This window comes from Brachybacterium muris, from assembly GCF_016907455.1.
Taxonomy (GTDB): domain Bacteria; phylum Actinomycetota; class Actinomycetes; order Actinomycetales; family Dermabacteraceae; genus Brachybacterium; species Brachybacterium muris.
On record NZ_JAFBCB010000001.1, the window covers coordinates 789,256 to 803,383 of the forward strand.

General features: G+C 70.6%; 15 protein-coding genes and 1 pseudogene. 15 read left to right on the forward strand and 1 reads right to left on the reverse strand.

Annotated elements, in window-relative coordinates; translation table 11 throughout:
- Positions 1 to 275: 275 nt before the first annotated feature.
- The 9 genes from rplS (at position 276) to JOD52_RS03715 (ending at position 7,633) form a co-directional block, all read left to right on the forward strand.
- On the forward strand, positions 276 to 626 hold the full coding sequence (rplS, locus tag JOD52_RS03675) for a 50S ribosomal protein L19 (protein WP_204408824.1): 351 nt from the start codon (positions 276 to 278) through the stop codon (positions 624 to 626).
- A gap of 63 nt (positions 627 to 689) precedes the next feature.
- Positions 690 to 1,229: a signal peptidase I gene (gene lepB / locus JOD52_RS03680; RefSeq protein ID WP_017822810.1), complete on the forward strand. Its 540-nt coding sequence runs from the start codon at positions 690 to 692 to the stop codon at positions 1,227 to 1,229.
- A gap of 27 nt (positions 1,230 to 1,256) precedes the next feature.
- Complete coding sequence (gene lepB, locus JOD52_RS03685; protein ID WP_204408826.1) at positions 1,257 to 2,123, forward strand: signal peptidase I; 867 nt, start codon at positions 1,257 to 1,259, stop codon at positions 2,121 to 2,123.
- Positions 2,120 to 2,860 (forward strand): ribonuclease HII, encoded by a 741-nt coding sequence (locus JOD52_RS03690; protein WP_204408827.1) that lies wholly within the window; start codon positions 2,120 to 2,122, stop codon positions 2,858 to 2,860. The genes lepB (JOD52_RS03685) and JOD52_RS03690 overlap by 4 nt, the downstream gene beginning before the upstream one ends.
- On the forward strand, positions 2,857 to 3,159 hold the full coding sequence (locus JOD52_RS03695) for a DUF2469 domain-containing protein (protein WP_017822807.1): 303 nt from the start codon (positions 2,857 to 2,859) through the stop codon (positions 3,157 to 3,159). Before JOD52_RS03690 ends, JOD52_RS03695 begins: the two co-directional genes overlap by 4 nt.
- A gap of 83 nt (positions 3,160 to 3,242) precedes the next feature.
- The gene (locus JOD52_RS03700) at positions 3,243 to 3,716 is read left to right on the forward strand and encodes a YraN family protein (protein ID WP_239551766.1); all 474 of its coding nucleotides are present in this window, start codon (positions 3,243 to 3,245) and stop codon (positions 3,714 to 3,716) included.
- A complete protein-coding gene (locus tag JOD52_RS03705) occupies positions 3,716 to 5,251 on the forward strand; it encodes a YifB family Mg chelatase-like AAA ATPase (protein ID WP_204408828.1) in 1,536 nt (511 codons plus the stop codon). Before JOD52_RS03700 ends, JOD52_RS03705 begins: the two co-directional genes overlap by 1 nt.
- Positions 5,248 to 6,468, forward strand: coding sequence for a DNA-processing protein DprA (gene dprA / locus JOD52_RS03710; RefSeq protein WP_204408829.1), 1,221 nt, complete (start codon positions 5,248 to 5,250; stop codon positions 6,466 to 6,468). Before JOD52_RS03705 ends, dprA begins: the two co-directional genes overlap by 4 nt.
- 88 nt (positions 6,469 to 6,556) lie before the next feature.
- Positions 6,557 to 7,633, forward strand: a complete 1,077-nt coding sequence (locus JOD52_RS03715) for a tyrosine recombinase XerC (protein WP_204408830.1) — start codon at positions 6,557 to 6,559, stop codon at positions 7,631 to 7,633.
- A 40-nt stretch (positions 7,634 to 7,673) separates the two neighbouring features.
- On the opposite strand, the gene JOD52_RS03720 is transcribed toward JOD52_RS03715, so the two are convergent.
- A complete protein-coding gene (locus JOD52_RS03720) occupies positions 7,674 to 8,258 on the reverse strand; it encodes a peptidoglycan DD-metalloendopeptidase family protein (RefSeq protein WP_083871710.1) in 585 nt (194 codons plus the stop codon).
- Positions 8,259 to 8,764: 506 nt separating this feature from the next.
- Here JOD52_RS03720 and rpsB point away from each other — a divergent pair.
- From rpsB to rlmN, 6 genes and pseudogenes are all read left to right on the forward strand, one after another.
- Positions 8,765 to 9,757 carry a 30S ribosomal protein S2 gene (gene rpsB / locus JOD52_RS03725; RefSeq protein ID WP_204408831.1) on the forward strand — a complete coding sequence of 331 codons (993 nt, stop codon included), beginning with the start codon at positions 8,765 to 8,767 and terminating at the stop codon, positions 9,755 to 9,757.
- A 95-nt stretch (positions 9,758 to 9,852) separates the two neighbouring features.
- Positions 9,853 to 10,677 (forward strand): translation elongation factor Ts, encoded by an 825-nt coding sequence (tsf, locus tag JOD52_RS03730; RefSeq protein ID WP_204408832.1) that lies wholly within the window; start codon positions 9,853 to 9,855, stop codon positions 10,675 to 10,677.
- 116 nt (positions 10,678 to 10,793) lie between these two features.
- Positions 10,794 to 11,549, forward strand: coding sequence for a UMP kinase (gene pyrH / locus JOD52_RS03735; RefSeq protein WP_017822799.1), 756 nt, complete (start codon positions 10,794 to 10,796; stop codon positions 11,547 to 11,549).
- Positions 11,550 to 11,677: 128 nt separating this feature from the next.
- On the forward strand, positions 11,678 to 12,244 hold the full coding sequence (gene frr, locus JOD52_RS03740) for a ribosome recycling factor (protein ID WP_017822798.1): 567 nt from the start codon (positions 11,678 to 11,680) through the stop codon (positions 12,242 to 12,244).
- A 31-nt stretch (positions 12,245 to 12,275) separates the two neighbouring features.
- Positions 12,276 to 13,175 carry a phosphatidate cytidylyltransferase gene (locus JOD52_RS03745; protein ID WP_204408833.1) on the forward strand — a complete coding sequence of 300 codons (900 nt, stop codon included), beginning with the start codon at positions 12,276 to 12,278 and terminating at the stop codon, positions 13,173 to 13,175.
- Positions 13,172 to 14,053 (forward strand): annotated as a pseudogene (gene rlmN, locus JOD52_RS03750) (23S rRNA (adenine(2503)-C(2))-methyltransferase RlmN); the annotation flags it as partial. The gene JOD52_RS03745 and the pseudogene rlmN, both read left to right, overlap by 4 nt.
- Positions 14,054 to 14,128: the final 75 nt, after the last annotated feature.

Sequence of the window (14,128 nt, forward strand, 5' to 3'; positions counted from 1 at the left end):
AGCCGCGTGACCAGCGGATCCGCCGACCGAAGGGCTTGCCGTGACGCGTGCAGCGCTGGCAGAATGAGCGGCTGTGCATGCCGCGCGCCCCTCTGCCTCAGGGGAGGGGCGCATGACGCGGCCGGGCAGGTCCGTGGCGATGGGAGTCGCCGCCAGAGGCCCAGCACACCGGCACGAGGAGCTCGCTCCTCGCCGGATCGACGGTTCATGACCGGCCCCACGCGGGGCCGAACGAACACGCTGTCCGACCTGAGGCGGAGAGCTGGAGAGAGAACATGCAGAAGCTCGACGAGCTCGACAAGGCATCCCTGCGCGAGGACATCCCCGCGTTCCGTCCCGGTGACAACGTGAAGGTGCACGTGAAGGTCATCGAGGGCAACCGCTCCCGTATCCAGGTCTTCCAGGGCCACGTCATCGCCCGCCAGGGCCACGGCGTGGGTGAGACCTTCCGCGTCCGCAAGATCTCCTTCGGCGTCGGCGTGGAGCGCGTGTTCCCCGTGCACGCCCCCACCATCGACAAGATCGAGATCGTCACCCGCGGTGACGTGCGTCGCGCCAAGCTGTACTACCTGCGCGGCCTGACCGGCAAGAAGGCCCGCATCCGCGAGAAGCGCGACCACTCCTGATCAGCGCCTGACACGCCACGCGTGGACAGCCCTGTGGCTTCCGGACGGCGGCGACCATCCCTCGTGGTGGTCGCCGCCGTCTGCGTCGTGGTGCTGCTGTTGGCCGCCGTGGCGGTGCGTCAGTTCGTGGTCCAGCCGTTCCGGGTGCCGTCGGCCTCGATGGAACCGGTGCTGCAGGCGGGCGATGTGATCCTCGCCGACCGTGCGGACCGCGGCACTGCTCGGCGCGGCGATCTGGTGGTGTTCGACGGCTCCGGCTACTTCGCCCCCTCCGGCTCGGGCAGTGGGCGCTACTGGGTCAAGCGGGTGGTCGCCGTGGGCGGTGACCGCGTCACCTGCTGCACCGATGACGGTGCCATCACGATCGATGGGCAGGTGCTCGAGGAGCCCTACCTGGCGCCGGGCACCGAACCCAGCTCGATCGAGTTCGACCTGCGCGTCCCCGAGGGACGCATGTTCGTGCTCGGTGACAACCGCGATGACTCCACCGATTCGCGCTCCATGCTCGGTGCACCCGGCGGCGGCATGGTCCCGGTGGATCGCGTGGTGGGAACGGTGGACCGGATCGTGTGGCCTCTCACGCGCGCCGGAGCCGTCCGATGACCAGGAAGGGTCGATAGGATCACCGCGATGAACCAGTCCGTCCCGCCCAGCAGCGCAGTGCCCCAGAACGGCCGCACCCTGCGCGGCGACGACCACCCCGATGTCGCCTCGGCGGACGCTGAACCGACGACCTCCGGTCCGGAACACACCTCCGATCCGGAACAGGCTGTCCGTGCGGATGATCCTCGGACCACCGCTACGACGGGCCGCCGACGCGGAGCGAGCAAGCAGCGCCTCCCGCTGTGGCTGGACACGGTGCTCACGATGGTCGTGGCGCTGGTGATCGCGGTGCTGGTGAAGACCTTCCTGATCCAGCCGTTCTTCATCCCCTCGGCGTCGATGAACCCCACCCTGCTGCAGGACGACAAGATCCTGGTCTCCAAGCTGTCCCCGGGCGTGTTCGATCTCGAGCGCGGTGACGTGATCGTCTTCGAGGACCCGGGGGAGTGGATCCCCGGCGACGCCACCGAGAACCCCACCCCGCGGGTGCGACTGATGATGGTGCTGAGCCTAGTGGGCCTGGCTCCGGATCCTTCACAGGACCACCTGGTCAAGCGCCTGGTCGGGATGCCCGGCGATCGTGTGGTGTGCGAGAGCGAAGGGTCTGCGCTGCAGGTCAACGGGGTCCAGGTCGACGAGCCGTACATCAACCCCGAGACCTCGGCCTGCCAGACGGCCTTCGACGTCACCGTGCCGTCCGGCAAGGTGTGGGTGATGGGCGACAACCGTTACGCCTCGGCGGATTCCGCCTGGCATCACACCCATGGCGGCGACGGCTTCGTGGCCGAGTCCGACATCACCGGCCGCGCCGAGGTCGTCTTCTGGCCTGCGAGCCGGTGGTCCGGCCTGGGCGGGGGCGACGAGGCCTTCGCCGACGTGCCCGAGAAGCCGTGACCGCACCCAGCCTCACGCGCGCCGTCCCCACGCTGGATCTCGAGCTCGCTCTGGCTACCCGGTGCGGTCCGGGGCCCCGGATCGTGGTGGGCATCGACGAGGTGGGCCGCGGAGCATTGGCCGGTCCCGTCGCCGTCGGCGCCTGTGCGATCGAGGTCGTCGAGGGTCGCGCCCTCGCACTTCCCGACGGGGTGCGTGACTCCAAGGCACTCACCGCCCGCCGGCGGGAACAGCTGGTCGAGCCGATCCGATCCGCTGCTCGCAGCACCGCCGTGGGCTGGTCCGAACCTGCCGAGATCGATGAACTGGGCATCATGCGCGCCCTCACGCTGGCCGCGCTGCGAGCGATCGACGCCCTCGAGGTCGCAGCCGATGCGATCATCCTGGACGGCTCCGTGGATGTCCTCACCCCTGACCTCTCCCGCCGCCCCGGCAGGTGCCCCAGAGTCGAGCTGCGGGTGAAGGCGGACCGGGACTGCGCCAGCACCGCCGCCGCCAGCATCATCGCCAAGGTGGCCCGCGACCGGCGGATGCAGGAACTGGACGCTGTCGCCCCCGCCTACGGATGGGCAGCGAACAAGGGGTACGGCTCGGCCACGCACCGCACCGCGATCCTCGAGCACGGCCCCAGCGATCAGCACCGGCGCAGCTGGAACCTCGGGGGCAGGGAACCGGTGCTTCCTGGCGTACTGTGGGACGACCAGTCGAGCCCGCAGCCCGGGAAGGAGCGCCGGTGAACGTGCAGGATCTCGAGAACTACGAGTCCGACCTCGAGCTTCAGCTCTTCCGCGAGTACCGCGACGTGGTGAGCCTGTTCACCTATGTGGTGGAGACGGAGCGCCGCTTCTACCTCGCCAACCAGGTCGACCTGCAGGTGCGCTCCGCCGGGGGAGAGGTCTTCTACGAGCTGCGTCTGGCCGACGTGTGGGTGTGGGACATCTACCGCTCCAACCGCTTCGTGCGATCCGTGCGCGTGGTGACGTTCAAGGACGTCAACATCGAGGAGCTCAACAAGCAGGACATCTCCCTGCCCTGATCGAGGTTCCTCCCCAAGGCCACGTCGTGCACATTCCGGGGTGACCGGGTGCGACCGGATCCGAGGCTCGCAACGCTGGGGACATGAGCGATCACACCTCCACCCGCCCCCGCCGCACTGCCCGCACCTCCGATCCCACGATCCGGCGCGACCGGGCGGCACCGCCGCCTCCCAGCGATGATCGGCCGGCAGACCCCTCGCGCATGAGCGCGGCAGAACTGGGACACGCCGGCGAGCAGCTCGCCGCCACCTACCTGGAACGCTGCGGGTTCATGGTGCTGGAGCGCAACGTCCACCTGCGCACCGGCGAGATCGACATCGTGGCGCTGGAGGGCTCCACCCTCACCTTCATCGAGGTGAAGACCCGCCGCACCCTGGTCACCGGAGTGCCCCAGGCCGCCGTCACCCCGACCAAGCTGCGGCGCCTGCGCACCCTGGTGGGCACCTACCTGATGGACTCGTCCCCACCGCACCGGGACATCCGCATCGACGTGGTCGCCGTGCTCGCTCATGCCGACGGCACCTACGCGATCGAGCATCTGCGCGGAGTGGGCTGATGGGCCACGCACGCACCCTCTCGATCGGGCTCAGCGGCCTGCAGGGAACCCTGGTCGAGGTGGAGAGCGACGTCTCCAACGGCCTGCCCGCCTTCGCCGTCGTGGGCCTGCCCGACTCCTCCACCCTGCAGGCCCGTGACCGGGTGAGGGCGGCCTCCGCCCGCAGCGGCGTGCACCTGGCGCAGCGCCGCATCACCACGAACCTCAGCCCGGCTTTCGTCCAGAAGCACGGCTCCGGCTTCGACCTGGCCATCGCGGTCTCCGTGATCGCGGCCCAAGGGGACATCGATCCCTCGGGGCCTTCCCGCACCGTGCACCTGGGGGAGCTGGGCCTGGACGGGCGGATCCGCCCCATCCCCGGCGTGCTGCCCGCCCTCATGGCCGCCCGCGACAGCGGCATCCGCAGGGCCGTGGTGCCGGAGGAGAACCTCGACGAGGCCGGCCTCATCGCCGGTATCGAGGTCACCGGGGCCGGCCACCTGTCCACCGTCCTGCACCGGTGGGGCGCGAAGATCGCCGTGCAGTCCCGGCACCCGGTCCTGGCCATCGCCCCCGAACCGGAGCAGCCGGATCCCGCCCTCACCGCCGACTTCAGCGATGTGATCGGCCAGCAGCAGGCACGCCGTGCCGCTGAGGTCGCCGCAGCCGGCGGGCACCACCTGCTGATGGTGGGGCCACCCGGCGCGGGGAAGACCATGATCGCCTCCCGCATCCCCACCATCCTCCCCGACCTCGAGGACGCAGAGGCCCTGGCCGTCTCGGCGATCCACTCCGTGGCCGGCCGCTTCGACGCCCGGCAGGGTCTGCGTCGCCGTCCGCCCTTCGAGAACCCTCACCACACCGCCAGCACCGCCGCCGTGGTGGGTGGGGGAGCGGGCATCGCCGGCCCGGGAGCCATCTCCCGAGCCCACTGCGGGGTGCTGTTCCTGGACGAGGCGCCGGAGTTCTCCTCACGCGTGCTCGAAGCGCTTCGAGAGCCCCTGGAGACAGGCGACATCACACTGCACCGCTCCCGCGGCGTGACGCGCTACCCGGCACGGTTCCAACTGGTGCTGGCCGCCAACCCCTGCCCCTGCGGCAAGGCATGGGGCAAGGGAACGGACTGCACCTGCAGCCCGCAGCAACGGCGCCGCTACCTCACGCGCCTGTCCGGGCCGGTCCTGGACCGGGTGGACATGCGCCTCGGGGTGGGGCCGGTGGACGTGAACAGGGTCGATGCCGACCCCGCAGAGTCCAGCGCCCAGATCGCCGAACGCGTCCAGGCCGCCCGCGACCGCCAGCGAGAGCGGTATGCAGACCACTCCTTCAGCATCAACGCCCAGCTGCCCGGCCCCCTGCTGCGCACCCGATTCGCCCCCACCCCACAGGACCGCAGGCTGCTGGACCACGCCCTGTCCCAGGACCGGCTCACCCTGCGCGGTCATGACCGCGTGCTGCGCCTGGCCTGGACACTCGCCGATCTCGACGGCGCGGACCGCCCCACCGCCGAGCACATCGGCACTGCCCTCACCCTCCGCGAAGGAGACCACCGATGACCTCCCTCGACCATCCGACCGGCCCCGCCGCCTCCACCATCGAGACCGCCCGCATCACGTGGTCCCTCATCGCCGAACCCACCGATGGGGCCGCTCTCGCGGTCCGCGCCGCCATGGGCAGCGAGGACGCCCTCGACCTGGCCCGCCACGGCACCGTCGAGGATCTGATGCGGCACCTGAAGGGCAAGGTCCCGATCGACGACTCGGATCCGGCCCCTGCACGGAAGGACCCCCGGTTGCGCGCCGAGCGGGCACTGGCCCGGTGGAGGCAGCGTCTCGCGACGGTCCGGGTGGAGGAGGTGCTCGATCATGCGGCGGCCCGCGGTATCCGGGTGCTCACCCCGGAACACCCGCAGTGGCCCCGGCAGCTGGAGGATCTGGAGGCCACCACCCCGCACTGCCTGTGGGTGCACGGCCCCGGGGACCTCGCCGAACTGGTCGGCAGCAGGTCGGTCGCGATGGTCGGTTCTCGTGCCTCCACCCCCTACGGGGAGGACACGGCCTCATCGTTGGCCGCGTCCTTCGCCCGCTCCGGAGGGACCGTGGTCTCCGGCGGTGCCTACGGCATCGACGCCGCCGCCCACCGGGGAGCCCTCGCCGCCGGGCAGGGAGCGACGATCGCGGTCCTTGCCGGTGGCCTGGATTCCCTGTACCCCCGCAGCAACACCCGCCTGCTGGAGGCGATCCGCGAGCGTCACCTGCTGGTCACCGAGGCCCCGCCCGGCACGGCCCCCACCCGCTGGCGATTCCTGGCCCGCAACCGGCTGATCGCGGCTCTGTCCCAGGCAGTGGTGGTGGTCGAGGCATCCTGGCGGTCAGGCGCCCTGTCCACGGCGCGCCACGCCAACGGCCTGTCCCGCCATGTCGGTGCCGTTCCCGGACCGATCACCTCCGCTGCGAGCGCCGGGTGCCACCGGCTGATCCGGGACGAGGGGGCTGTGCTCGTCACCGAGCATTCCGAGGTGCTGGACCTGCTGCCCGGGGGCGAACCCTCCGGCGACGGTCGCTACGCCAGGCAGGACGAGCTGGACCTGCTCTCCTCCTCGGATCGTCGGGTGCTGGATGCGGTCCCGCCGCGTTCCAGTGCCGCAGTGGCCACCATCGGCCAGGAGATCGGGATCGGGCAGGACGAGGCGCGCTCGGCCCTTGCACGGCTCGAGCTGCTGGGCCTGGTCGAGGTGCGGGAGGGGCGAGTGCGACGCGCACGACCGCGCTGACCGCGTGTCACGCCCACCCAGAGCTGATCCGGCGCGCCGCGGAGAGCCTTCCTGCCCGTTCCGGGCCGAGCGGGGTCAGACTAGGAGCATGACCACGTCGCCGCGCCCGGACATCGAGGATCCTCGCGATCGCGCGCTGCTGGACGCCTACACCGAGCATCTGCAACTGGAGCGCGGCCGGTCCGTGCACACCGTGCGGGCCTACGTGCGCGAAGCCGGCAGCCTGCTCGAGCACCTGCATCACGCCGAACGCATCACGGTGGACGAGATCGACGTGAACGCCCTGCGGTCCTGGCTGGCCGCTCGCGCCGAGACCGGTGCCTCGGCCAGCACCCTGGCCAGATCCGCTGCCGCCGCACGCACCTTCACCACCTGGCTGGCCGCGACCGAGCGCATCCCCCATGACGTGGGTGGGCGTCTGCGCGCCCCCAAACGTGGCCGCCATCTGCCCACCGTCCTCTCCGCAGAGCAGACGGCCGATCTGCTCGACGTCGCCGAGCACACCGCGGATGCACGTACGGACGTGCCCGGCTCCTCCGGGAGCGAGGAGCCCGCATCCCACGATCTCGCCCCGGGCACCGCACCCGATGACCCCACCTCCCATGCCGTCGCCCTTCGTGATGCGGCCGTGCTCGAACTGCTCTACTCCTCCGGCCTTCGCGTCTCCGAGCTGGTCGCTCTGGACCGCACGGGCATCGACCACACCCAGGGAACGGTCCGAGTGCGCGGCAAGGGGGACAAGGAACGCATCGTGCCGGTGGGAGCACCTGCCCTGGAGGCGATCCGCCGCTGGGAGCGCGAAGGGCGCCCCGTGCTCGCCAAGGACGACGGGCGAGGAAGGGAATCCTCTGAGCGCTCGGTGACCGCAGGGAAGGCTTCTGGACCTGGTGACGCCCTCTTCCTCGGTGTCCGGGGCGGCAGGCTGGGGGACAGGGCCGTGCGCACCCTGTTGGAACGGGCCTCGGCCCGAGCCGGGATCCCGCGCCATCTCAGCCCCCATTCCCTGCGGCACAGCGCCGCCACGCACCTGGTCGAAGGCGGGGCGGACCTCCGCACCGTCCAGGACTTCCTGGGGCACTCGTCCCTCGCCACCACACAGATCTACACCCACGTGAGCACGGAGCGGCTGCGCCGCACCGTCGAGCAGGCCCACCCCCGAGCCTGAGGCTGAGCCCTCCGCGCACCGGGCACCCGAGGCCGCACAGTCAGTCCGCAAGAACCCACCGCGTACCGTGCAGAGGGGTACGCGCTGCCGGGACGGATGCCGGGGGCCTGTCCGCGTTCGAAGGGCGCACCGACCCCGGCCCGGAGCCCGCCGGGACGCTGCCCGAGCCCCCGCTGCCGCCCAGGGGCAGCAGCACGCTGGGCCCGCGTGCGCCCAGCAGCAGCATCGGGTCGAGGTAGTCCTCCCCACGGCGCGCTCCCAGGTGCAGGCACGGACCCTCCGGGCAGTGGGGAGCCCCCACCCGCACCTGTGCGACATGGCCCAGCAGCGATCCCTCAGCGACATGCTCGCCGGCCGCCACCACCGCAGCGACGGGTTCGTACGTGGACAGCAGTCCGTCGGCGTGCAGCACGGAGACCACGCCCCGGCCCGCCACTTCACCGGCGAAGCGCACGGTGCCGGCCTCGACCGCCCTCACTGGTGTCCCGACCCCGCCCGGGGCGCTGATGTCCACCCCGCGATGTCCCGCCGCGTAGCGGTGCTCCGGCTGCTCGAAGCCGTGCAGCACATGGTGGGGCGGGTCCATCGGCCACCGCCAGCGCCCCTGGCCCGGGTCCGCTGCCACCGGCGACGCCACCATCACCAGCAACCAGGCGAGCACCGACAGCACCGCCAGCGCAGAGGCCCCCGGGGCAAGGGATCGGCAGGGGGAGGCGGACGGTGATGAGTGCATACGGGCATCCTGGGCAGATGTCCCCGCAGGCCGCGGGCTGCGCGGCGATCCTGTGGACGACGGCATCGTGGGGAGGAACCCACCCCGAGGGTGCGAGAGCCACCCCGCTCACGCGAAGAGGTGACGCATCCCGCGCTCGTGGGAGCGAGGGCGTCGGCTAGACTGACGTCAGCATCCGGTCCGTCCGGATGACTTCGCGTGCCCACCAGGGCGGCCGATCTTCGGTCCCTCGCACTCCCGCATCCGTGTGGGCGAAGCGGGGGAGGTCGGCACCCGGGCACCAGGCCCCGAGCCGTCCGGCTGCGGGGGAAGAACCGAGAATGCAGGTCCTGCGCGATGACCGCGGACGCCCCTTCGGGTGCGCCGCGTGAGCCCAGGGCCGAGGAAGAGGCACCACCATGGCAGTCGTCACCATGCGCCAGCTCCTGGAGAGCGGCGTCCACTTCGGGCACCAGACCCGTCGCTGGAACCCCAAGATGCGCCGTCACATCTTCACCGAGCGCAACGGCATCTACATCGTCGACCTGATGCAGACGCTGACCTACATCGACAAGGCCTACGACTTCGTCAAGCAGACCGTGTCCCACGGCGGCACCGTGCTATTCGTCGGCACCAAGAAGCAGGCGCAGGAGTCCATCCAGGAGCAGGCCACCCGCGTGGGCATGCCCTTCGTGAACCAGCGCTGGCTGGGCGGCATGCTCACCAACCTGCAGACCGTCTCCGCCCGCGTGAACCGCCTCAAGGAGCTCGAGCAGATCGACTTCGACGATGTGGCCTCCTCCGGCCGCACCAAGAAGGAGCTGCTGATGATGCGCCGCGAGAAGGACAAGCTCGAGCGCACCCTCGGTGGCATCCGCGACATGTCCCGCGCCCCCAGCGCGGTGTGGATCGTGGACACCAACAAGGAGCACCTCGCCGTCGACGAGGCCCAGAAGCTGAACATCCCCGTCGTCGCGATCCTGGACACCAACTGCGATCCCGACGAGGTCACCTACCCGATCCCCGGCAACGACGACGCGATCCGCTCCGTCACCCTGCTGACCCGGGTCGTCGCCGATGCGGTGGCCGCCGGTCTGCAGGAGCGTCACGCCAAGAGCACCGGCGGCGAGAAGAACGTCTCCGCCGTCGACGCCGAGCCCCTGGCCGAGTGGGAGCGCGAGCTCCTCGCCCAGTCCGAGGTCCAGCAGAAGGACGCCCCGGCCGAGCAGTCCGTGGCCTCCGAGTCCACCGAGGCGCCCGCCGAGGAGTCCGCTGAGGACACCGTCACCGCCGACGAGGCCTCCGAGGCCGAGAAGGCTGAGAAGACCGAGTCGACCGAGTCCGCGGAGTCCACGGAGTCCACCGAGGACGCCGACAAGGCTGAGAAGACCGAGGCCCCCGCGGCCGAGTGATCACGGGGCCCGGGGAGCGCACGCCGCTCCCCGGGCCACCCCGGGGCGGCCAGGCCGCCCCACCCCCGCAAGCATCTCCCACAAGGAAGAGGAACATGGCCAACTACACGGCAGCCGACATCAAGGCGATCCGCGAGTCCACCGGCGCGGGCATGCTCGACGTGAAGAAGGCCCTGGACGAGGCGAACGGCGACTCCGCCAAGGCGGTCGAGCTGATCCGCGTCAAGGGTCTGAAGGGCATCGCCAAGCGCGAGGGCCGCACCGCGTCCGAGGGCCTCATCGCCGTCGACGTGCGCGACAGCGAGGGCGGCCAGACCGGCACCCTGGTCGAGCTCAACTCCGAGACCGACTTCGTCGCCAAGAACGACAAGTTCGTGGCCCTGGGCGACGAGGCCGTGGCCGCGGCCGTCGAGTCCGGCGCCACCGAGCCGGCCGAGCTCGCCGAGACCCCCTTCGGCGAGGCCCTCACCAACGCAGGCGCCACCATGGGCGAGAAGATCCTGGTCCGTCGCATCGGCCGCGTCTCCGGCGAGGTCGTCACCGACTACATGCACCGCACCAACAAGGACCTGCCCCCGCAGGTCGGCGTGCTGGTCGCCACCGACAAGGCCGGTGCCGAGGTGGCGCGCGACGTCGCCATGCACATCGCCGCCTACTCCCCGCAGTACCTCACCCGCGAGGACGTCCCCGCCGACATCGTCGAGAACGAGCGTCGCATCGCCGAGGAGACCGCGAGGAACGAGGGCAAGCCCGAGCAGGCGCTGCCCAAGATCGTCGAGGGTCGCCTCAACGGCTTCTTCAAGGAGAACGTGCTGCTGGAGCAGGGCTTCGCGAAGGACCCCAAGCAGACCGTCGGCAAGATCGTGGAGGAGGCCGGTGGCAAGGTCACCGGTTTCGTCCGCTTCCGCGTCGGCAACTGATCGACCGTCACCACAGGATCCGCGCGTGAGCGCGGACACCTGATCGCGGCCCCGCACCCTCGGTGCGGGGCCGCGCCGGTATCATCGCCCAGGACCACGCCCGCGGAAGGACTGTCATGACCCAGACCATCACCTCCCCGATCCCCGTGATGCCCCGGCGCACCGACGGCCGCCGGGTGCTGCTGAAGCTCTCCGGTGAGGCGTTCGGCGGCGGCGCCGTCGGCGTCGATCCCGATGTCGTCTCCCGCATCGCCGCCGAGATCGCCGAGGGCGTCGCCCAGGGCGTCCAGTGCGCCATCGTGGTGGGCGGCGGCAACTTCTTCCGCGGTGCGGAGCTGTCCCAGCGCGGCATGGACCGCCGCCGCGCCGACTACATGGGCATGCTGGGCACCGTCATGAACTGCCTGGCACTGCAGGACTTCCTGGAGCAGCGCGGGGTCAGCACCCGCGTGCAGACCGCCATCGAGATGGGACAGGTCGCCGAGCCGTACATCCCGCTGCGTGCCGTGCGGCACCTCGAGAAGGGGCGCGTGGTGATCTTCGGCGCCGGCGCCGGGATGCCCTACTTCTCCACCGACACCGTGGCCGTGCAGCGCGCACTGGAGATCGGCTGTGAGGAAGTGCTGATGGCCAAGAACGGCGTGGACGGCGTGTACACCGCCGACCCCCGCACCGACCCCACTGCCGAGCGTCTCGAGGCCGTCACCTACAACGAGGCCCTCCAACGCGGCCTGAAGGTGGTCGATGCCACCGCATTCAGCCTCTGCATGGACAACAGCCAGTCGATGATGGTGTTCGGGCTGGACGAGCCGGGCAACATCACCCGGGCCCTGCGCGGTGACCGCATCGGCACTGTCGTCACCGGCGACTGACGCCGCAGCGCTCCCGGCCCCGACCGGCCGGACCTGCCCGATCTTCCACCCCCATCGATCTGCCAGCGGCCCACCTGCACGTGCGGGACAATGGACGCACCACCCCACAACGATTCGAGGAGCACACCGTGAGCGACGACATCGCAAGCATCCTGAAGGACGCCGAGAAGAAGATGGCCAAGTCCGTCGAGGTCACCAAGGAGGAGTTCACCTCCATCCGCACGGGCCGCGCCAACGCCGCGATGTTCCAGGGGATCACCGTGGAGTACTACGGCGCCCCCACCCCGCTGAACCAGCTGGCGTCGCTGCAGTTCCCCGAGGCCCGCACCGTGATCGTCACCCCCTACGACAAGACCGCCACTGCAGCGGTGGAGACCGCCCTGCGCGAGTCCGACCTGGGCGTGAACCCCACCAACAACGGCGACAACCTGCGCATCGTGCTCCCGGCCCTGACCGAGGAGCGCCGCAAGGAGTACGTGAAGCTGGCACGCACCAAGGCCGAGGACGGCCGCGTCTCCGTGCGCGGTACCCGCGGCAACGCCAAGAAGGCGCTCGAGAAGCTGGTCAAGGACAAGCTGGTGGGCGAGGACGAGGGCGTGCGCTCGGAGAAGGACCTGGACGCGTTGACCAAGAAGTACGTGGAGCAGGTGGACCAGGCGCTGGCCGCCAAGGAGACCGAGCTCGAGACCATCTGACGGTGGTCCTGCTGCTGCCCCGCTGCGCTCCGTGACCGCCGGTCCCTTTCACGAGGCCGCCTCGACCACACTCGAGGCGGCCCCGTCGGCGTCGACCGATGCCCCTGTCCAGCACGCCAAGAGGCGCGGACCGGGCCGGAACCTCCCCGCCGCGATCGCGGTGGGGGCCGCTCTGGGAGGTCTCCTGCTGGGCGCCGTGTTCGTCCTGCCCCAGGCCTTCCCCGTGGTGGTCGCGATCGCCCTGTGCCTTGGAGTGCTGGAGCTGACCCGGGCCCTGTCGCACGGGGGACTGCGGGTGCCTGCGGTCCCCTTGCTGGTGGGCGTGATCGGCATGGTGGTCTCCACCGTCACCCACGGTGTGAACGGCCTGGTGATCGCCACCGCGGCCGCCGTGTGCGTGCTGATCCTGTGGCGGGTCTCCGACTCCATGGGCCTGACCGCCCTGCGTGACGTGACAGGCGGGGTGTTCACCCTGGCCTGGGTGCCGTTCCTGGGCTGCTTCATCCTGCTGCTGTTCTCGAGGGAGGAGGGGCCGTGGCTGGTGCTGCTGGCCGTGCTGGTGCCGGTGGCGAACGACATCGGTGGCTACGTGGCCGGGGTGCTGTTCGGCTCGCACCCCATGGCCCCGAGCATCAGCCCCAAGAAGAGCTGGGAAGGGTTCGCCGGATCCCTGGTGGCCGGCGTGGCCGCCGCCATCATCGTCACCGTCACCGCGATCGATGCCCCCTGGTGGATCGGAGCGGTGCTCGGTGTGGTGCTGGTGCTGGTCTCCACCGGCGGCGACCTCGCCGAGTCACTGCTCAAGCGCGATCTGCGCATCAAGGACATGGGGCACCTTCTGCCCGGTCACGGCGGCATGATGGACAGGCTCGACTCCATCCTGCTGGCCGCACCGACCACCTACATCATGCTGGAGATCCTGCTGCCATGACACCCCAGACACCCGAGACACCCGCTGCTCCCGACGCCACCCAGGGCGCACCCACCACCACCCCCGATCTGTCCCGCGAGGCGATCCCGGGTCAGAAGGTGGCGCTCGCCCCCGGCCAGCTGCAGCTGCGCCCGGCGCGCCGCGGCAAGCCGCCGGCCCACCTGGCCGACCTCACCCTCGACGAGCGCATCGAGGCCGTGAAGGAGATGGGCCTGCCCGGCTTCCGCGCCAAGCAGCTGTCGGTGCACTACTTCGAGCACTACACCACCGATCCCGCGCAGATGACCGACCTGCCCCAGGACCGACGGGACGAACTGGTCGAGCGGTTCTTCCCCACCCTGCTCACGCCCGTCTCCCGCCAGTCCGCCGACCACGGCGCCACCCAGAAGATGCTGTGGCGTCTGTTCGACGGCTCGATGGTGGAGTCGGTGGTGATGCGCTACGCGGACCGCATCACCCTGTGCATCTCCTCCGAGGCAGGCTGCGGGATGAACTGCCCCTTCTGCGCCACCGGCCAGATGGGCCTGACCCGCAACCTCTCCGCCGCCGAGATCATCGAGCAGGTGCGGATCGCGAACCGGATGCTGAAGGACGGAGAGATCCCCGGTGGCGGTGGGCGCGTCTCCAACATCGTGTTCATGGGGATGGGGGAGCCGCTGGCGAACTACCGGCCCGTGGCCACCACCTGCCGTCGTCTGAACGCTCCTGCTCCCGAGGGCTTCGGCATCGGTGCCCGCCACATCACCGTCTCCACGGTGGGCCTGGCCCCCGCGGTCCGCAAGCTGATCGCCGAGAAGATCCCCGTGACCCTCGCCGTGTCCCTCCACGCTCCGGACGACGCGCTGCGCAACGAGCTGGTGCCGATCAACACCCGCTACTGAATATTCGCCTCGCTGGGGTCCGCTGATCGAGGGTTCGGGTGCCACGTCGCTGCCGTAGCGGTGGCGTCGTTC

Excerpts from the sequence above, each read along its gene's own strand:
- JOD52_RS03705 (WP_204408828.1), top strand. The coding sequence starts at position 3,716 with ATGGGCCACGCACGCACCCTCTCGATCGGGCTCAGCGGCCTGCAGGGA.
- JOD52_RS03715 (WP_204408830.1), top strand. The coding sequence starts at position 6,557 with ATGACCACGTCGCCGCGCCCGGACATCGAGGATCCTCGCGATCGCGCG.
- tsf (WP_204408832.1), top strand. The coding sequence starts at position 9,853 with ATGGCCAACTACACGGCAGCCGACATCAAGGCGATCCGCGAGTCCACC.
- rpsB (WP_204408831.1), top strand. The coding sequence starts at position 8,765 with ATGGCAGTCGTCACCATGCGCCAGCTCCTGGAGAGCGGCGTCCACTTC.
- JOD52_RS03700 (WP_239551766.1), top strand. The coding sequence starts at position 3,243 with ATGAGCGATCACACCTCCACCCGCCCCCGCCGCACTGCCCGCACCTCC.
- pyrH (WP_017822799.1), top strand. The coding sequence starts at position 10,794 with ATGACCCAGACCATCACCTCCCCGATCCCCGTGATGCCCCGGCGCACC.
- lepB (WP_204408826.1), top strand. The coding sequence starts at position 1,257 with ATGAACCAGTCCGTCCCGCCCAGCAGCGCAGTGCCCCAGAACGGCCGC.
- dprA (WP_204408829.1), top strand. The coding sequence starts at position 5,248 with ATGACCTCCCTCGACCATCCGACCGGCCCCGCCGCCTCCACCATCGAG.
- rplS (WP_204408824.1), top strand. The coding sequence starts at position 276 with ATGCAGAAGCTCGACGAGCTCGACAAGGCATCCCTGCGCGAGGACATC.